The sequence below is a fragment of the Variovorax sp. efr-133-TYG-130 genome (assembly GCF_030208835.1).
Classification (GTDB): domain Bacteria; phylum Pseudomonadota; class Gammaproteobacteria; order Burkholderiales; family Burkholderiaceae_C; genus Variovorax.
Map to the genome: position 1 here is coordinate 87,896 of NZ_JARVTD010000013.1, position 17,923 is coordinate 105,818.

A 17,923-nucleotide genomic window follows, 5' to 3' on the forward strand; every position below is an offset into this window, starting at 1 on the left:
CGGTAGTCTAGTGCGCTCTCCGGGCCTTCATCGAACAGCTCCTCAATAACCAAAAAATGCCAGAGACAAGCCGCGTCACCGGCCTCCTGCTCACCGGGGGCGGCGCCCGGGCCGCCTACCAGGTGGGCGTGCTGGAGGCCATCGCCGAGATCCGGCGCGGCGCCGGCCCCGCCGCCGGCACCGGCGCCGGCAGTCCCTTCCAGGTCATCACCGGCACCTCCGCCGGGGCCATCAACGCGGCCGCGCTGGCCTGCGGCGCCGACAGCTTCGACCACGTGGTGGCGCACATCGCCGAAGTCTGGAGCCAGTTCCGCGCCGAGCAGGTGTACAAGGCCGACTCGCTTTCCGTCGTCGGCAGCGGCGCGCGATGGCGCATGTTGCTCGGGCTCGGGCGCTTCGCGGCCAACTGGATGCGCGTGAAGCCCAGGTCGCTGCTGGACAACTCGCCGCTGGCAGAGCTGCTGCAGCGCCTGGTGCAGCTCGACCGCCTGCCGCAGCTCATGAAAGACGGCCACGTGCAGGCGCTGGCGGTGACGGCCTCGAGCTACAGCTCGGGCGAGCACGTCACCTTCTTCGAGGCGGCCGTGCCCATGGAACCCTGGGTGCGTTCGCAGCGGATCTCGGTGCGCGACCGCATCACCCATGCGCACCTGCTGGCTTCATCGGCCATTCCGTTCGTGTTCCCGGCCACCGCGCTGCCGATGCAGCAGGACCACATCGAGTACTTCGGCGACGGCTCGATGCGCCAGTCGGCACCGATTGCAGCGGCCATCCACCTGGGCGCGCAGCGCATCGTGGTGATCGGCGCCGGGCGCATGCACGAGCCGCGCGAAGCGCCTGGCCCCAACACCCACACCGGCTACCCGACGATGGCGCAGATCGCGGGCCATGCGCTGTCGAGCATCTTCCTGGATGCGCTGGCGGTCGACATCGAGCGGCTGCACCGCGTCAACCACACGCTGAGCCTCATTCCCGAGGCAGCGCGGGCGGCGAGCAGGCTGCGTCCGCTCGACCTGCTGGTAATCTCGCCGTCGGAGCGCCTCGACGTGATCGCGGCGCGCCACGTCGACGCCCTGCCCGGCGCGGTGCGATACCTGCTGGGCGGCTCGAAGGTGGCGGCCGACGTGAAGGGCGGCGCGCTTGCGAGCTACCTGCTGTTCGAGTCGGCCTACACGCGCGAGCTGATGGCGCTGGGCCGCGCCGACGCAATGAGCCAGCGCGACGAGGTGCTGCGGTTCTTCGGCTGGAGCAGCCCCGCAAGCGCGGCCTAGATGTGCAGCGCGGCGAGCACGCCCACCGCGAAACCCGCGGCGGCCACGCCGAACATCGCGCGCTCCAGCCATTTCTTCCTTGTGAGCAGCGCAATGGCGGCCAGCGCGATCGAAACCTGCAGGACGGTGGTTGCCTGCGCCCAGCGGTGGTGCTGGTGCATCTGCTCCTCCGACTGGGCGTCCCAGCGGCTCGCCTCTTCTTCAAGCTTTTTCGCGGCGGCCTGGATCTCGGTCTTTTCCTGCTCGTAGCGGCTCACCTTGACCTGCCAGCCCTGGCGCTTGTCGTCCGTCGCGGTGTCGCGCGCGAACTCGGCCAGCGCCTGCTTGGTGCTCTTCGACTGGAAGTAATTCCACTGGTTGGACGCCTCGGTCTTCTTGATCGCGGCATTGTTCTTGTAGAGCCCGGCGTTGGCCTGCGTGGCGCCGCCCATGTACGAGAAGATCGCGCCGAAGGTGGCGATCACCGCGGTGCACATCGCGATCTTGCTGGTCATGCTCATGCCGCCGGCCTCTTGGCCGTGGCCGCCGCCCGATGCGGCGTGTTCGAGTTCGTGATCGTGCGGGCCGTGCACGTGAAAGCCGTGTCCTGACATGGGATCCTTGTTGAAGCGATGCTGGGGTGGGGGCGCGCGAGTATGCACGCCCGCCGATGACAGTTGCCTCAACGCGCCGGGACGCGCTTGCGCCTACCGGTGCTCCCTCTCGCCAGCCACTTGCCTGCACGGCCTGGGCGTCGATCACCGTCATGAACAGGTCGACGGCAGGCTGCAGGAAGCGCCAGAAGTGCGCAACCCTCAACGCACAGGCTGCACCGGCAACATCGAGCGCAGCAGCATCAGCACCGCGCACACGATTGGCGCCAGCGCCAGCAGCCGTCCGGGCTCGAAGGCCAGCCCGGCCACCGCGCCGACGAGGCAGCCGGCTTTGACCCACGCCGGCACCGCCTCCCAGCCGCGCCGGTGCGCCACCGCGAAGCCGATCAGCGCGACCCAGCCGAACAGGCCGCCGAAGACCGACAGCACCCAGCTCAGCAGGTAGACGGCCGAATCCGCATCGCGGAACGCGAGCGCGGTGCCCAGGCCGCGCCAGGTGTGCCACCAGCCGTCGAACAGAAGAAAGCCGGTGGCCGAGGCGGCCCACCAGAAGAACGCATAGAGGCTTGCGATGCCGGCCAGTGCAGCGAGCCAGCCGAGCAGGCGGCGGCTGACGTCGTCGAAAGGCATGTGATCGCGCCATTCGGCGATCTGTCCGTGGTCCATGTCCGGTGCTCCATTGAAGAGTTGGCAATGGGCACGAAGTTAGGCAGCCGATGCGCGGGCTGCGTGAAGCCCGTGTGAAGTACCGGAATCAGTCCGTTTCGGAAATTCCCAGCTCGGAGCACACGCGCCCGAGCAGCGCCTTGAGCGACGCCACCTCGGTTTCGAGCCGCGCCACGTTGGCCTTGAGCGCCGCGACCTCGCCCAGCGACACGTCGTGCGGCGCATGGGCGGCGTCGGACGATGCGCTCCCCGGGCCCGCGACTTCTTCGGCCGGCGTGCCGCTCAACAGGTGCGCCCAGCGGCTTTCCCGCGCACCGGGCAGCCGCGCGAGCTTGACGACCAGCGCACCGGCCGGGCGTTCCGCCAGTTCGTTGAGGAAGCCCTCGACCGACGAGATGTCGGCAAAGTTGTGCATGCGGTCGCAGGCGATGCGCAGCTCGCCCGCCGTCTGCGGGCCGCGCAGCATCAGCACGGTCAGCAGGATGACCGACTGCGACGGAATGCGCAGCACGCGGTCGATGTTGTGCTCGTAGCGGTAGGCGCGCCCGCCGCTGGTTTCGGCGACGAGGCTGTAGCCCTTCAGGCTGTCGATGGCGGCCTGCACCTGCGACTCGGTGAGCTCGAGCACCGGGTTTCGGCTGGTCTTCTGGTTGCAGCCCGACACCAGCGAGTTGAGCGTGAGCGGATAGCTGTCGGGCACGGTGCGCTGCTTCTCGGCCAGCACGCCGAGGACACGGGTTTCGAGGAGGGACAGGACGGGCAACGGATTGGACATGGCTCGACGGAAATTCTCGGAAATGAAAACGCAAGGCACGGCACGGCACGGGGCGCGACCGCGTCGCAAGCCCCATGCGGCGAAACTCAGCCGCCGTTGATGCGGGCGACGAGCGCCTTCGTGAACGCCTCGGTGCCCGCCGTGCCGCCCAGGTCGCCGGTGCGCACCTTGTCGATGTTCAGCGTCTCGTCGATGGCCGTGCGCAGGCGCGTGGCCAGTTCGGGCAGCCTGACGTGGTCGAGCATGAGCGCGGCGGCCAGCAGCAGCGCGGTCGGGTTGGCGATGCCCTTGCCGGCGATGTCGGGCGCGGAGCCGTGCACCGCCTCGAAGATCGCGGCGTCGGCGCCGATGTTGGCGCCGGGCGCCATGCCCAGGCCGCCGACCAGGCCCGCCACCAGGTCGGACAGGATGTCGCCGAACAGGTTGGTCGTGACCAGCATGTCGAACTGCCAGGGGTTCAGCACCAGCTTCATGGCGCAGGCGTCGATGATGACCGTGTCGAGCTCGAACCTGCCCTTGTACTTCTTCTCGTACAGGTCCAGGCCGGTCTCCAGGAAAATGCCCGTGAGCGCCTTCATGATGTTGGCCTTGTGCACGATCGTGACCTTCTTGCGGCCAGTGGCGACGGCCGTCTCGAAGGCGTATTCCAGCAGGCGGCGGCTGCCCTGGCGGGTGTTGATGCCGGTGGCCATGGCCACGGCGTGCGGGTCGCCGTCGATCGGTACGTAGTGCTCGTGGCCGATGTACAGGCCTTCGAGGTTCTCGCGCACGACCACCAGGTCGATCTTGTCGAAGCGGCCGCCCGGAATGATTGTGCGCGCGGGGCGCAGGTTGGCGTACAGCTGGAACTCCTCGCGCAGCCGCACGTTCGACGAGCGGTAGCCGCCGCCCGAGGGCGTTTCCAGCGGCCCCTTCAGCGCGAGGCGGGTGCGGCGGATGCTGTCCAGCGTGGCCAGCGGCAGCGGGTCGCCGGCGGCCACCACGCCGCCCAGGCCGGCGATCTGGCGGTCCCATTCGAAGGGCGCGCCCAGCGCATCGAGCGCGGCCAGCGTGGCGTCGACGATTTCGGGGCCGATGCCGTCGCCGGGGATCAGGGTTGCGGGAATGCGAGGGGAGGTCATCGGCGGTGTCTCACTTTCTGTATCGGGGGCTGGAGCATACGTCGCGTGCGCGACAGTGCTGGGGGCCGATGTACCCAAGGCACTGTTTGCCTGAGGTGTTTGTGGTGCGCGAAGGGGGTGGAGCGGCGCAAGGCGTGGGGGCGATGCCGGCGTCCAACCCCTGGCCGGACGCGGCCACCTAAAATGCCCGGTTACCCGTCAGCCACTCCGAAAGCGCCCTTCCCGATGTCCGCCCCGCGCAAGCTCTTCGTCACCACCGCCCTGCCGTACGCCAACGGCAAGTTCCATATCGGCCACATGATGGAATACATCCAGGCCGACATCTGGGTGCGGAACCAGCGAATGAACGGCGCCGAGGTCAACTTCGTCTGCGCCGACGACGCGCACGGCGCGGCCATCACCATCGCGGCCGACAAGGCCGGCGTGACGCCGCAGGCCTTCGTGGCCGAGATTGCAGCCGGGCGCAAGCCGTATCTCGACGGCTACTACATCTCCTTCGACAACTGGCACTCGACCGACGCGCCCGAGAACCACCAGCTCGCGCAGGACATCTACCGCGACCTGCGGGCCAACGGCCTGATCAGCACCAAGAGCGTCGAGCAGTTCTACGACCCCGAAAAGGGCATGTTCCTGGCCGACCGCTTCATCAAGGGCGAGTGCCCCAACTGCCATTCGAAGGACCAGTACGGCGACAACTGCGAGGTGTGCGGCGCCGTGTACGCCCCCACCGAGCTGATCAATCCCTACTCGGCCCTGTCGGGCGCCAAGCCCGAGCTGCGCAGCTCGGAGCACTTCTTCTTCAAGCTCTCCGACCCGCGCTGCGAGGCCTACCTGAAGGAATGGACCGCCGCCCCCGGCCACGTGCAGTCCGAGGTGCAGAACAAGATCCGCGAATGGCTCTACAAGGACGACGAGGGCAAGGGCGGCCTCGGCGACTGGGACATCAGCCGCGACGCGCCGTACTTCGGCATCGAGATCCCCGATGCGCCGGGCAAGTACTTCTACGTGTGGCTCGACGCGCCCGTGGGCTACCTGGCCTCGCTGAAGAACCTGCTGGACAAGCGCTGCATCGAACTCGGCGGCGACGGCATCTCGTACACCGAGTACATGGCCGACCCCGACCTCGAGCAGGTGCACTTCATCGGCAAGGACATCATCACCTTCCACACGCTGTTCTGGCCCGCGATGCTGCACTTCAGCGGCCGCAAGGCGCCCGACGCCGTGTACGTGCACGGCCACCTCACGGTGAGCGGCGAGAAGATGAGCAAGAGCCGCGGCACCGGCATCGACCCGCTCAAGTACCTGTCGATCGGGCTCGACCCTGAATGGCTGCGCTACTACATCGCCGCCAAGCTCAACGGCCGAAACGAAGACATCGACTTCAACCCCGAGGACTTCGTGGCGCGCGTCAACAGCGACCTCGTGGGCAAGTACATCAACATCGCCAGCCGCGCGGCGGGCTTCATCGGCAAGCGCTTCGGCGGCAGGCTGGGCGAGGTGTCGGCCGACGGCGACGCGCTGCTGTTCACGCTGCGCGACGCGGCCACCCAGATCCACACGCTGTACGACGGCCGCGACTACGCCCGCGCCCTGCGCGAGGTGATGGCGCTGGCGGACAAGGTGAACGAGTACGTCGACCAGAACAAGCCCTGGGAGCTGGCCAAGAAGGAAGGCGCCGAGGCGCGCCTGCACGACGTGTGCACCGTGTGCATCGAGGCCTTCCGCCTGCTCACGCTGTACCTGAAGCCGGTGCTGCCGGCGCTGGCGCTGAACGTCGAGGCCTTCCTGAAGACCTCGCCGCTGGTCTGGGCCGATGCAGCGCAGTCTCTGCCCGCGGGCCACGCCATCGGCGACTACAAGCACCTGATGCAGCGCGCCGACCCCAAGCAGGTCGACAAGCTGTTCGATGCGCCCGAGGCACCCGCTGCGGCACCCGCCGCCGCGCCGGAAGCCCAGGAGCTGCCCGGCGGCGAAGCCATCGCGCCCGCCATCACCATCGACGACTTCGCGAAGATCGACCTGCGCATCGCGAAGATCGTGGCCTGCGAGAAGGTCGAAGGCTCGACCAAGCTGCTGCGCCTGACGCTCGACGCGGGCGAAGGCAAGACCCGCAACGTGTTCAGCGGCATCGCCTCGGCCTACCAGCCCGAGCAGCTCGTGGGCAAGCTCACGGTGCTGGTCGCCAACCTCGCGCCGCGCAAGATGAAGTTCGGCATCAGCGAAGGCATGGTGCTGGCCGCGAGCCACGGCGACGAAAAGGCCCACCCCGGCATCCACGTGCTGGAGCCGTGGCCGGGCGCGACACCGGGCATGCGCGTGCGCTGATCCCCGGGCGGGACGGGGTCGATTCGGGGCGCGGCGTCGCGCGGGCCACAATCGGCGGGCCCATGCATTCCCCGCTGAACCTCCACCGCTTTCGTCCACGCCTGATGGACGCGCTCGCGGACTACAACCGCACGCGTTTCTTCAAGGACCTGGGCGCGGGCGCGACGGTCGGCATCGTGGCGCTGCCGCTGGCCATGGCCTTCGCCATCGCGTCGGGGCTCAAGCCCGAGGCCGGCATCTGGACGGCGATCATCGCGGGCTTCCTGATCTCGCTGCTGGGCGGCTCGGCGGTGCAGATCGGCGGGCCGGCGGGCGCGTTCATCGTGATCGTCTACGGCATCGTCGAGCGCTACGGCGTCGCCAACCTGCTGATCTCCACTGCCTGCGCGGGCGTGCTGCTGTTCATGGCGGGCCTCTTCGGGCTGGGGCGGCTGGTGCGCTTCGTGCCGCTGTCGATCGTGGTGGGCTTCACCAACGGCATCGCGGTGCTGATCCTGCTCTCGCAACTCAAGGACCTGCTGGGCCTGACGGTGGCGAAGATGCCGGCCGACGTGTTCTCGCAGCTGCACGCCATGGCGCTGCAGATCGGCACCTTCAACCCTTACGCCTTCGCGCTGGGCGTGGCTTGCGTGGCGGGCCTGCTGCTGTGGCCGCGGCTGCTGCGCGCCGAGTCGAAGATCGGCGCCGCGCTGCTGCGCGTGGGCGGCCGGGTGGCGCGCACGCGGGCCGTGCAGGTGGGCGCGCGCATGCCGGGGCCGATCGTGGCGCTGGTCACGCTCACGCTGGTGTCCTGGGGCTTCGAGCTGCCCGTGGAGACCATCGGCACGCGCTTCGGCGGCATTCCCGAAGGCGTGCCGGCCTTCGCGCTGCCAGACTTTTCATGGGAGACGGTGAAGCAGCTGGTCACGCCCACGCTGACCATCGCGCTGCTCGGCGCCATCGAATCGCTGCTCTGCGCACGCGTGTCCGACCAGATCAGCGGGCAGCCCCGGCACGACCCGAACCAGGAACTGATGGCGCAAGGCATCGCGAACGTGGTCACGCCCTTCTTCGGCGGCATGCCGGCCACGGGCACCATCGTGCGCACCGTCACCAACATCCGCTCGGGCGGCACGTCGCCGATCGCGGGCATGGTGCATGCGCTGACCTTGCTGCTGGTGGTGCTGCTGGCCGCGCCGCTCGCGCGCCATGTGCCGCTCGCGGTGCTGGCGGGCATCCTGGTGTTCGTGGGGCTGAACATGGGCGAGTGGCGCGAGTTTACGCCGACGCAGCTGCGGCATTTCAGCCGGCACTACCGGCTGCTGATGCTCGGCACCTTCTTCCTCACGGTGGTGTTCGACCTGACGGTGGCGGTGCAGGTCGGCATCGTGCTGGCTTGCGCGCTGTTCATCCGGCGCATGAGCGGGCTGTTCAGCGTGGAGCTGGTGACGCTGCAGCCGCCGGTGCTGACCTACCGCATCTACGGCGCGCTGTTCTTCGGCGCGGCGGCCAAGCTGGACGAGGCGGTGAACGCCGCCGAGCGCGCGCCGCGCGGCATGACGGTGGTGCTCGACGCCACGCACCTGATCTACCTGGACGCCACGGGCGTCGACGCGCTGCGGCAGTTGCACCGCGCGGTGCTGGCGCGCGGCGGGCTGCTGCGCATCGAGTCGCTGCAGCCCCAGCCGCGCGAGGTGATCGAGCGCTCCGGCTTCGCGGAGGAACTGGTGACGGGCCGGCCCGCCGCGGCCCACGGCGCCTGAGGCTGCCTCGGGATCAGGGCGCCTCGGTGCCCCGGTCGGGCGACGAGCCGCTGCGCACCACGCGCTGGTCGTCGTTCAGCGTGGCGGTGAAGACCATGGACGAGTTCGGCGGCTGCACCCAGCGCCATTCCCATTCGGTCTCGCGCCTGAGCGCATAGGGCGTGACCTTGGCGGGCTTGCCGAGCATCTTGCGCAGGTCTTCCATCATCATGCCGGGCTGCACCCTGGCGAAGTTCTCGGGCGTCAGCACCTGGCGCAGCGCGCTCATCTTGCCGTCCGTGCCGATGGTGATCATGTAGTTCTTCTGGCCCTGCGGCTGGCGGTTGTATTCGAAGATGCGGCCGCGGTCGGGGCCGTCCCAGATGTTCTCGGGCTCGCCGAAACGGGCACGCACGTCGGCCTCGGTGGAGACGCCTTCCTCGAGTTCGCTGATGTTCCTGGAGTCGCAAGCCGCGAGCGCCAATACGGTCGCCAGCAACGCCGCCGACATGCCGATCCCCCATCCTTTGCGATGCTTCATGCCGTCCCCGGTAAAATTCGCGCCATAAAGGTCCAGTCTATGTCCATCTTCCGCCGCCCCCACTACTCTTCCGAGATCACGAACTTCATCGAGGAGATGAAGGAAAAGAAGCCAACGCTGGAAGCCGAACAGCGCGCCGGCCGCGCCCTGCTGTGGGACAAGCACCTCGACCGCAGCCTGCTCGAGGAATACAGCGAAGCCCGCGTTCCGATGCAGCCGTACGTCTACCAGACCCAGCCCAAGTAATTCATCGGTGACGCCGAATTGGCATCCAACCCTCGCCAGCATTGCGCCGACAGCTATTGAAATGATAGCGATCGACCGATGAACGGAGACGAGGACAACGGCACGCTGGTGGTCGCCATGCCCGACGTGGTCGACCAGGTCGCGCTCGCGAGGCTCTATGGCGAGCCGCTGTTCGCGATGCCGAAGGACCTGTACATCCCGCCCGAAGCGCTGCAGGTGTTCCTCGAGGCCTTCGAAGGCCCGCTGGACTTGCTGCTCTACCTGATCCGCAAGCAGAACTTCAACATCCTCGACATCCCGATGGCGGGGCTCACGCGGCAATACCTGAGCTATGTCGACGAGATCCGCCAGACGAATCTCGAACTCGCGGCCGAGTATTTGCTGATGGCCGCGATGCTGATCGAGATCAAGTCGCGCATGCTGCTGCCGCCCAAGAAGGTGGCCGACGGCGAGGAAGCCGAAGACCCCCGTGCCGAACTGGTTCGCCGGCTGCTCGAATACGAGCAGACCAAGCTGCAGGCCGCCGCCATCAGCGCCATGCCGACCTACGGCCGCGACTTCTGGAAGGGGCAGGTCTACATCGAGCAGTCGCTGAAGCCGCGCTTCCCCGACGTCGACGTGGCCGAGCTGCGCGACGCCTGGGCGGACATCATGAAGCGCGCCAAGCTCGTGCAGCACCACAAGATCTCGCGAGAGGAACTCAACGTGCGCGAGCACATGAGCATCGTGCTGCGCCACCTGCAGGGGCAGCGCTTCGTGGAGTTCGAGAAGCTGTTCGACGTGTCGCGCGGCGCGCCGGTGCTGATCGTCACCTTCATCGCGATGCTGGAGCTCGCGAAGGAAACGCTCATCGACATCACGCAGGCGGAAGCCTTCGCTCCCATCTACGTCAGGCTGGCCTACTCGCCAAGCTGACCCAACCGGCTATCCGACCCAGTGACTTCCGCCGTGCGCGACTTCGACGTCCTCATCGTCGGCAGCGGCCTGGCCGGCCTCTCGGCCGCGCTGCACCTGGCGCCCACGCACCGCGTGGCCGTGCTGACCAAGCGCGCGCTGGCCGACGGATCCAGCGCCTGGGCGCAGGGCGGCATCGCGGCGGTGCTGGCGGCGGGCGACAGCTTCGACGCGCACGTGGAAGACACGCTGGTGGCCGGCGCCGGCCTGTGCGATGCCGAGGCCACGCGCTTCGTGGTCGAGCATGCGCCGCAGGCCATCGGCTGGCTGCGTGAGCTGGGCGTGCCCTTTTCAGAGGAAGACGGCGGCCTGCACCTCACGCGCGAAGGCGGCCACAGCCAGCGCCGCATCGTGCACGTGACCGACGCCACCGGCGCGGCGGTGCAGCAGGTGCTGATCGAGCGGGTGCGCCGCACGCCGAACATCACGCTGTTCGAGCACCACACGCTGGTCGACCTGATCACCGGCCGCAAGCTCGGGCTCGCCGACCCGGCCTGCCAGGGCCTGTACGCGCTCGACGACAAGACCGACGAGGTGCTGGCCTTCCGCGCGCCGCACACCATCCTGGCGACGGGCGGCGCGGGCAAGGTGTACCTGTACACCACCAACCCCGACACAGCCACCGGCGACGGCATCGCCGCCGCCTGGCGCGCGGGCTGCCGGGTGTCGAACATGGAGTTCATCCAGTTCCACCCGACCTGCCTGTACCACCCGCACGCCAAGTCTTTCCTGATCAGCGAGGCGGTGCGCGGCGAAGGCGGGCTGCTCAAGCTGCCCGACGGCACGCGCTTCATGCCCAAGCACGACGAACGCGCCGAGCTCGCGCCGCGCGACGTCGTGGCCCGCGCCATCGACTTCGAGATGAAGAAGCACGGCCTGGACTGCGTGTACCTCGACATCTCGCACCAGCCGGCCGCGTTCCTGAAGGAGCACTTCCCCAACATACTGGCGCGCTGCGCGGAGCTGGGCATCGACATCACGCGCGAGCCGATCCCCGTGGTGCCGGCCGCGCACTACACCTGCGGCGGCGTGCTCGGCGACCTGAGCGGGCGCACCGACGTGCCCGGCCTCTATGCCATCGGCGAGACCGCATGCACCGGCCTGCACGGCGCCAACCGGCTGGCCAGCAACTCGCTGGTCGAATGCATGGTGTTCGCGCGCGCGGCTGCCGGCGCCATCGCCTCGGCACCGTTGCGCGAGCGCGCCGAGCTGCCGGCCTGGGACGACAGCCGCGTCACCGACGCCGACGAGGCCGTGGTCATCTCGCACAACTGGGACGAGCTGCGCCGCTTCATGTGGGACTACGTCGGCATCGTGCGCACCAACAAGCGCCTGGAGCGCGCGAGCCACCGCATCGCGCTGCTGCAGGCCGAGATCCACGAGTTCTATGCGAACTTCCACGTCACGCGCGACCTGCTCGAACTGCGCAACCTGGTTCAGGTGGCCGAGCTGATCGTGCGCTCCGCGCAGGCCCGCCACGAAAGCCGTGGCCTGCATTTCAGCCGCGACTACCCCTCGCTCGCCGAGCGCGCCGCACCCACGGTGCTGGCGCCTGCGGCCGACCGTTAGCCCCACCGCTTCGTTTTCTTCACTCAAGGATGCCCGGCCACCGACGCCCGCAGGGAGAAACCCAACCATGTCGAACACCACCCCGCCGGCCTCGCCCTGAGGCAGCCTGCCGACGACCCGCTGCACACCGGGCAAATACAAAGGAACAAAGGAACAGCTCCCCATGTACATAGCAAACACCATCGAAGAACTGCGCGGCCGCCTGTCCGCCAGCAAGCGCCCCGCCTTCGTGCCCACCATGGGCAACCTGCACGACGGCCACATCGCGCTGGTGAAGCAGGCCAGGCCCCTGGGCGACGCCACGGTCGCGAGCATCTTCGTCAACAGGCTGCAGTTCCTGCCGCACGAAGACTTCGACACCTACCCGCGCACCTGGGACAGCGACTGCGAGAAGCTGCGCGCCGCCGGTTGCGACGTGCTGTTCGCCCCCACCGAGAAGGTGCTGTACCCCGAGCCCCAGACCTGCAAGGTGCACCCCGACCCGGCGCTGGCCGACATTCTGGAGGGGCACTTTCGCCCCGGCTTCTTCATCGGCGTGTGCACGGTGGTGATGAAGCTCTTCCAGTGCGTGCAGCCGCGCGTGGCGGTGTTCGGCAAGAAGGACTACCAGCAGCTGATGATGATCCGCCACATGGTGCGGCAGTTCGCGCTGCCCATCGAGATCGTGGGCGGCGAGACCTTCCGCGCCGACGACGGGCTGGCGCTGTCGTCGCGCAACGGCTACCTGAACAAGGACGAGCGCGCGGAGGCCGTGCAGCTGTCGAAAGCGCTGCGGGCCATGGCTGACGCGTTGCGCGAGGGCGAGCGCGATTTGGCCGCGATAGAAGCGCGGGCAATGCAGTCGCTGGCGCAGCGCGGCTGGCAACCGGACTATCTTGTGCTGCGGCGCCGTTCCGACCTGCAGGCGCCGTCCGCCGGGGAACCGCTCGTGGCACTGGCCGCGGCGCGCCTGGGCAGCACGCGGCTGATCGACAACCTGGAGATCGAGGCTCTCGCAACGCCATGAGCTACAGCGTCAAGGAAATCTTCTACACCCTGCAGGGCGAAGGCGGCCAGGCCGGCATGCCGGCCGTGTTCTGCCGATTCGCCGGCTGCAACCTCTGGAGCGGCCGCGAGGACGACCGGGCCTCCGCCGTCTGCCGCTTCTGCGACACCGATTTCGTGGGCACCGACGGCACGCTGGGCGGCAAGTTCAAGACCGCCGACCTGCTGGCCGACACCATCGCCGCGCAATGGCCCATCGGCGATGCCGACCACCGGCTGGTGGTGCTCACCGGCGGCGAACCGCTGCTGCAGGTCGACGCGGCACTGGTCGATGCATTGCATGCGCGGCGCTTTCGCATCGCGGTGGAAAGCAACGGCACGGTCGAGGCGCCCGAGGGCATCGACTGGCTGTGCATCAGCCCCAAGGCCGGCGCGCCGTGGGTGCAGCAGCGCGGCCAGGAACTGAAGCTGGTGTGGCCGCAGGCGGCGTTCGACCTCGACACGATGGCGCGCACCGGCGAATTCACGCACCGTTTCCTGCAGCCGATGGACGGCCCCGACCGGGTCGCGAACACCGAGCTCTGCATTGCCGAATGCATGAAGCAGCCCGTGTGGCGGCTCAGCGTGCAGACCCACAAGATCACCGGCATCCGCTGAAGCGGCCGCCTCTTTTCCCCCAGAGTTTCTTTTTTGACGATGCGCTTCACCATCAGCCAACGCTTTTTCTTCGACGCCGCCCACACGCTGAAGCGGGAGATCGAAATCGAAGGCAGCCGCCGTATCCACGGCCATACGTACCACGCGGAGGTGTGGCTTGCCGGCGAGCGCGATCCGGTGACGGGCATGGTGATCGACCTGGGGCTGCTGCGCCGGCGGCTGGAAGACGTGCGCGAGCAGCTCGACCATCACCTGCTGGACGACGTGCCCGGGCTGCATCCGCCGACGCTGGAGAACCTTTGCGTGTTCATTGCGGAGGCGTTGCCGGATTTGAGGGCGTCGCTGGCAAGGGTGCGGGTGTGGCGCGAAGCGCTGGGCGATTCCTGCACCGTGGACTTCTAGCTTTTTCTTTCTCCCTCCCCTTCCGGGGGAGGGCCGGGGTGGGGGCAAGCGGCGCCACCACCGGGCACGCTCCGCCTGCCCCCATCCCAACCTTCCCCCAGAGGGGGAAGGAGCCAAGACGGGATCAGGCGGCGCCGATGCCGGCAATCAGGCTGCCGGGCGCATGGCCGTTCTTCAGCCCGGCCGTGAACGCCAGCATCCGATCGATCGGCACCCGCGCCCGCAGCCCCAGCGCCGGATCGACATGGATCTCGCCCGCGCCGGTTTCCAGCGCGTTCGCCAGCTCCACCAGCCCGTTCATCGCCATCCACGGGCAATGCGCGCAGCTCTTGCAGGTGCCGCCGTTGCCGGCCGTGGGTGCTTCGATGAAGGTCTTGCCGGGATTCAGCGTGCGCAGCTTGTGCAGCATGCCGCTGTCGGTGGCAACGATGAATTCGCTCGCATCCATGCGCTGGGCGGCATTCAGGATGGCGGAGGTCGAGCCCACCGCGTGCGCCAGCGCGATCACGTCCGAGGGCGATTCGGGGTGCACCAGCACCTTGGCCTTCGGATGCTCCTTCATGAGCAACTCGAGCTCCAGCGCCTTGAACTCGTCGTGCACGATGCAGGCGCCGTTCCAGCTGACCATGTCCGCGCCGGTCTGGCGCTGGATGTAGTCGCCCAGATGGCGGTCGGGGCCCCAGAGAATCTTCTGGCCCGCCGCGTGCAGCGCGTTCACCACGTCGAGCGCGCAGCTGGAGGTGACGAGCCAGTCGGCACGCGCCTTCACCGCCGCGCTGGTGTTGGCGTAGACCACCACGGTGCGGTCGGGGTGCTGGTCGCAGAAGGCGCTGAACTGCTCCACCGGGCAGCCCAGGTCGAGCGAGCAGTTCGCGTCCAGGTCGGGCATCAGCACGCGTTTCTCGGGCGACAGGATCTTCGAGGTCTCGCCCATGAAGCGCACGCCAGACACCACCAGCGTCTGCGCGGCATGGTCGCGGCCGAAGCGCGCCATCTCGAGCGAATCGCTCACGATGCCGCCGGTTTCCTCGGCCAGGTCCTGCAGGTCGGGGTGCACGTAGAAGTGCGACACCATCACCGCGCCTCTTCCCCCGTCATGTTCGCGCAGCAGGCGGCGGATGCGCTCCTTCAGCGCGATGCGCTCGTCGGGCGAGGGCTCGGGCGGCACACGGGCCCAGGCGTGGCGGGTGTCGCAGGCGGAGCCCGCCTGCGATCCGGCGGGCTGTTCGTAGTCGACGTCGATGACGGAAGCGGTCGTCATGGCAAGAAAGCTCAGTTGTCCTGGAAGCGCATCGAATAGTCGACGGCTTTCACGTCCTTGGTCAGTGCGCCGACGGAAATGCGGTCGACGCCGGTCTCGGCCAGGGCGCGCAGGCCGTCGAGCGTGACGCCGCCGGAAATTTCCAGCACTGCCTTGCGGTCGTCGCCCACGGCGTCGTTGATGCGCACGGCTTCGCGCAGCGTGGGCAGGTCCATGTTGTCGAGCAGCACCATGCGCGCGCCGGCTTCCAGCGCCTCGTGCAGCTGGGCCAGCGTCTCGACCTCGACCTCGACGAAAGCGGCCCGCGACGCCACCGGCGCGACCGCACGCAGCGCCGCGGCAACGCCGCCGGCGGCGGCGATGTGGTTTTCCTTGATGAGCACCGCGTCGTACAGGCCGATGCGGTGGTTCAGGCCGCCGCCGGTGCGCACCGCGTACTTCTGCGCCAGGCGCAGGCCCGGAATGGTCTTGCGCGTGTCGACGATGCGCGCGCGCGTCCCGCGCACCGCCTCGGCGTAAAGGGCGGTCTTGGTGGCGACCGCGCTCAGCAGTTGCAGGAAGTTGAGCGAGGTGCGCTCGGCCGTCAGCAGCGCGCGGGCCGCGCCTTCGATCTCGAGCACGACCTGGTCGGCCGCGCAGCGCTCGCCTTCGGCGCAGCGCCACTCGATGCGCACATCGGGGTCGAGCTGCCGCAGTGTGGCCTCGACCCACGGCGCGCCGCACACCACGGCGGCTTCGCGTGCCAGCACGCGGGCGCGGGCACGGCGGGCGGGATCGACCAGCGACGCGGTCAGGTCGCCGTCGGCAACGTCTTCCTGCAGCGCACGAGCGGCATCGGAGCGGGCCAGCGCGGCCACGGCCGACGCTGAAAAATCAAAGCGAAGGCTCATGGCTCTTTCTGTCTTCAGTCTTTTTCAGGAGGAATGGCGGGGGGACGGCGCGGGCGGCACGGATTCCGGCACCGGGTCGCGGCCGGTGAGCGCCGCGACGGCGTCCTGCGGACCCACGCGGCCGTCGAGCAGCGCAACCACGCTCTCGGAGATCGGCATCTCGATGCCGAGGCCGCGCGCGCGCTGCACCACGGTGCGGGCGCAGTACACGCCCTCAGCCACATGGCCCAGCGAATCGACCGCCTGGGCCAGCGTGCGGCCCTGGGCCAGCAGCAGGCCGACCTTGCGGTTGCGCGACAGGTCGCCGGTGGCGGTCAGCACCAGGTCGCCCAGACCGGAAAGCCCCATGAAGGTCTCGGCACGGGCGCCGAGCGCCAGGCCCAGGCGCGTCATTTCGGCGAGACCGCGCGTAATGAGCGCCGCCCGGGCGTTGAGCCCGAGTGCGAGGCCGTCGCAAAGCCCGGTGGAGATGGCCAGCACGTTCTTCACGGCGCCGCCCACTTCCACGCCCACGATGTCCTCGTTGGCATAGACGCGCAGCGCCGGTCCGTGGAAAGCCTCGACGAGCGCATCGCGCACGGCGGCATGGGGGCTGGCGGCCACCAGTGCGGTCGGCCGCCCTTCGGCGACCTCCTGCGCAAAGCTGGGACCGCTGAGCACGCCCGCGGCCAGGTCGGGTGCGACCTGCGCCCATATCTCGTGGGCGAACAGGCCGAAGGATTCGGGAGAGGTGTCGAGCGCGGGCTCGACGCCCTTGCACAGCCACGCCACCGGCGCGGTGGTGCCGCGCAGTGCAACAAGCTGTTCGCGCAGGGCGGCCATGGGCGTGGCCACGATGACGAGGTCGGCGCCGGCCCGTGCCTGGCCGATGTCGCCCGCGCGCACGGCGAGCGAGGCCGGCAGTGCCAGCCCGGGCAGGTAGCGGGTGTTTTCCCGCGCCTTCGAGATGGCGTCGGCCTGGGCCGCGTCGCGGGCCCAGAGCGTGACCTCGTGGCGGCCCGCCGCATTGACGGCGAGCGCCGTGCCCCAGGCACCGGCGCCATGAACGCAGATCTTCATCGGCGTTGGCGGCGTCGTGCCGGTTTACTGTTCCAGCGTGGGCGCGGCCTGGCCGGAGGCCTGTGCCTGCTGCTGCTCGTACATCGCCTGGAAGTTGATTTCGGCGAGGTGCACGGGCGGGAAGCCGCCGCGCTGGATCACGTCGGCCACGTTGCCGCGCAGGTAGGGGTACACGATCTGCGGGCAGGCGATGCCGAGGATGGCGCCCATCTGCTCTTCGGGCAGGTTGCGGATCTCGAAGATGCCGGCTTGCTTGGCTTCGACCAGGAACACGGTCTTGTCCTGGATCTTGGTCTGCACGGTGGCCGACACGGTGATCTCGAAGATGCCGTCGGCCACGGGCTGGGCGTCCACGCCAAGCTGGATGTCGACGGTGGGCTGTTCCTGCTCCAGCAGGATGGCGGGCGAATTGGGTTGTTCGAGCGACAGATCCTTGAGGTAGACGCGCTGGATCTGGAAAACGGGATCTTGGGCTTGCTGGTCGGCCATGGCTGAACTTTCGAGGATCAAAACAATGCCCGCCGGGGAGAGGTTCCCGCAGCGGGCTGCAGATGAATAGGCGAACGATTATCGCCCGACGCCCGGGTCGCTCCCGCGACGCCGGTTGCTTTCTGTTTCAGGCGCCCTGCAGCAGGGGCACGAGGCCGCCGCGGCTGTCGAGGGCCATGAGGTCGTCGCAGCCGCCCACGTGGGTGTCGCCGATGAAGATCTGCGGCACCGTGCGGCGCTGGGTGATTTCCATCATGGTGTTGCGCGCCTGAGGGTCGGTGTCGATGCGGATCTCTTCGATCTGCTCGACGCCCTTGGACTTGAGGATTTGCTTCGCACGCGTGCAGTAGGGGCAAACGGCGGTGGTGTACATCTTGACTGCTTGCATACGATTCATCT

The 17,923-nt window shown here is 68.5% G+C and carries 19 protein-coding genes; 9 read left to right on the forward strand and 10 right to left on the reverse strand.

The genetic code is table 11. The features are described 5' to 3' along the window. The first annotated feature begins 56 nt into the window (after window positions 1–56). Window positions 57–1,271 carry a patatin-like phospholipase family protein gene (locus tag QRN67_RS17300; protein WP_285412825.1) on the forward strand — a complete coding sequence of 405 codons (1,215 nt, stop codon included), beginning with the start codon at window positions 57–59 and terminating at the stop codon, window positions 1,269–1,271. Here the strand turns inward: QRN67_RS17300 and QRN67_RS17305 are convergent. The 4 genes from QRN67_RS17305 to QRN67_RS17320 form a co-directional block, all read right to left on the reverse strand. Further along, window positions 1,268–1,864, reverse strand: a complete 597-nt coding sequence (locus QRN67_RS17305) for a DUF4337 domain-containing protein (RefSeq protein ID WP_106937068.1) — start codon at window positions 1,862–1,864, stop codon at window positions 1,268–1,270. The two genes, QRN67_RS17300 and QRN67_RS17305, sit on opposite strands and share 4 nt — an antisense overlap. Window positions 1,865–2,065: 201 nt before the next feature. Next, window positions 2,066–2,530, reverse strand: coding sequence for a hypothetical protein (locus QRN67_RS17310; protein ID WP_285412826.1), 465 nt, complete (start codon window positions 2,528–2,530; stop codon window positions 2,066–2,068). A gap of 88 nt (window positions 2,531–2,618) precedes the next feature. Continuing rightward, window positions 2,619–3,305 (reverse strand): YceH family protein, encoded by a 687-nt coding sequence (locus QRN67_RS17315; RefSeq protein WP_285412827.1) that lies wholly within the window; start codon window positions 3,303–3,305, stop codon window positions 2,619–2,621. 86 nt (window positions 3,306–3,391) lie between these two features. Beyond that, window positions 3,392–4,426 carry an isocitrate/isopropylmalate dehydrogenase family protein gene (locus QRN67_RS17320; RefSeq protein ID WP_285412828.1) on the reverse strand — a complete coding sequence of 345 codons (1,035 nt, stop codon included), beginning with the start codon at window positions 4,424–4,426 and terminating at the stop codon, window positions 3,392–3,394. A 225-nt stretch (window positions 4,427–4,651) separates the two neighbouring features. On the opposite strand from QRN67_RS17320, the gene metG reads away from it, so the two are divergent. Both metG and QRN67_RS17330 read left to right on the forward strand, forming a co-directional pair. Beyond that, window positions 4,652–6,751 (forward strand): methionine--tRNA ligase, encoded by a 2,100-nt coding sequence (metG, locus tag QRN67_RS17325; protein ID WP_285412829.1) that lies wholly within the window; start codon window positions 4,652–4,654, stop codon window positions 6,749–6,751. A gap of 62 nt (window positions 6,752–6,813) precedes the next feature. Continuing rightward, window positions 6,814–8,493, forward strand: a complete 1,680-nt coding sequence (locus QRN67_RS17330; RefSeq protein ID WP_285412830.1) for a SulP family inorganic anion transporter — start codon at window positions 6,814–6,816, stop codon at window positions 8,491–8,493. Window positions 8,494–8,506: 13 nt separating this feature from the next. On the opposite strand, the gene QRN67_RS17335 is transcribed toward QRN67_RS17330, so the two are convergent. Beyond that, window positions 8,507–8,983 (reverse strand): outer membrane protein assembly factor BamE, encoded by a 477-nt coding sequence (locus QRN67_RS17335; RefSeq protein ID WP_285412867.1) that lies wholly within the window; start codon window positions 8,981–8,983, stop codon window positions 8,507–8,509. Between the two features lie 69 nt (window positions 8,984–9,052). On the opposite strand from QRN67_RS17335, the gene QRN67_RS17340 reads away from it, so the two are divergent. The 6 genes from QRN67_RS17340 to QRN67_RS17365 all read left to right on the forward strand — a co-directional run bounded on the left by QRN67_RS17340 (window position 9,053) and on the right by QRN67_RS17365 (window position 13,825). Beyond that, window positions 9,053–9,259 carry a DUF3460 family protein gene (locus QRN67_RS17340; protein ID WP_081265980.1) on the forward strand — a complete coding sequence of 69 codons (207 nt, stop codon included), beginning with the start codon at window positions 9,053–9,055 and terminating at the stop codon, window positions 9,257–9,259. 78 nt (window positions 9,260–9,337) lie between these two features. Continuing rightward, window positions 9,338–10,174, forward strand: coding sequence for a segregation and condensation protein A (locus tag QRN67_RS17345; RefSeq protein WP_081265981.1), 837 nt, complete (start codon window positions 9,338–9,340; stop codon window positions 10,172–10,174). A gap of 33 nt (window positions 10,175–10,207) precedes the next feature. Next, on the forward strand, window positions 10,208–11,782 hold the full coding sequence (gene nadB / locus QRN67_RS17350; protein ID WP_285412868.1) for an L-aspartate oxidase: 1,575 nt from the start codon (window positions 10,208–10,210) through the stop codon (window positions 11,780–11,782). Between the two features lie 163 nt (window positions 11,783–11,945). Further along, window positions 11,946–12,788, forward strand: coding sequence for a pantoate--beta-alanine ligase (panC, locus tag QRN67_RS17355; protein ID WP_285412831.1), 843 nt, complete (start codon window positions 11,946–11,948; stop codon window positions 12,786–12,788). Continuing rightward, window positions 12,785–13,423, forward strand: coding sequence for a 7-carboxy-7-deazaguanine synthase (gene queE / locus QRN67_RS17360; protein WP_285412832.1), 639 nt, complete (start codon window positions 12,785–12,787; stop codon window positions 13,421–13,423). Before panC ends, queE begins: the two co-directional genes overlap by 4 nt. 39 nt (window positions 13,424–13,462) lie before the next feature. Then, window positions 13,463–13,825, forward strand: a complete 363-nt coding sequence (locus QRN67_RS17365) for a 6-pyruvoyl trahydropterin synthase family protein (protein ID WP_285412833.1) — start codon at window positions 13,463–13,465, stop codon at window positions 13,823–13,825. A gap of 124 nt (window positions 13,826–13,949) precedes the next feature. Here the strand turns inward: QRN67_RS17365 and nadA are convergent, their stop codons facing one another. From nadA to grxC, 5 genes are all read right to left on the reverse strand, one after another. Beyond that, window positions 13,950–15,086 (reverse strand): quinolinate synthase NadA, encoded by a 1,137-nt coding sequence (gene nadA, locus QRN67_RS17370; RefSeq protein WP_285412834.1) that lies wholly within the window; start codon window positions 15,084–15,086, stop codon window positions 13,950–13,952. An 11-nt stretch (window positions 15,087–15,097) separates the two neighbouring features. Next, window positions 15,098–15,976 carry a carboxylating nicotinate-nucleotide diphosphorylase gene (gene nadC, locus QRN67_RS17375; RefSeq protein WP_285412835.1) on the reverse strand — a complete coding sequence of 293 codons (879 nt, stop codon included), beginning with the start codon at window positions 15,974–15,976 and terminating at the stop codon, window positions 15,098–15,100. A gap of 24 nt (window positions 15,977–16,000) precedes the next feature. After that, the gene (locus QRN67_RS17380) at window positions 16,001–17,035 is read right to left on the reverse strand and encodes an NAD(P)H-dependent glycerol-3-phosphate dehydrogenase (protein ID WP_285412836.1); all 1,035 of its coding nucleotides are present in this window, start codon (window positions 17,033–17,035) and stop codon (window positions 16,001–16,003) included. A 24-nt stretch (window positions 17,036–17,059) separates the two neighbouring features. Then, a complete protein-coding gene (secB, locus tag QRN67_RS17385; protein WP_285412837.1) occupies window positions 17,060–17,524 on the reverse strand; it encodes a protein-export chaperone SecB in 465 nt (154 codons plus the stop codon). Between the two features lie 127 nt (window positions 17,525–17,651). Beyond that, a complete protein-coding gene (gene grxC, locus QRN67_RS17390; RefSeq protein ID WP_106937051.1) occupies window positions 17,652–17,912 on the reverse strand; it encodes a glutaredoxin 3 in 261 nt (86 codons plus the stop codon). Window positions 17,913–17,923: the final 11 nt, after the last annotated feature.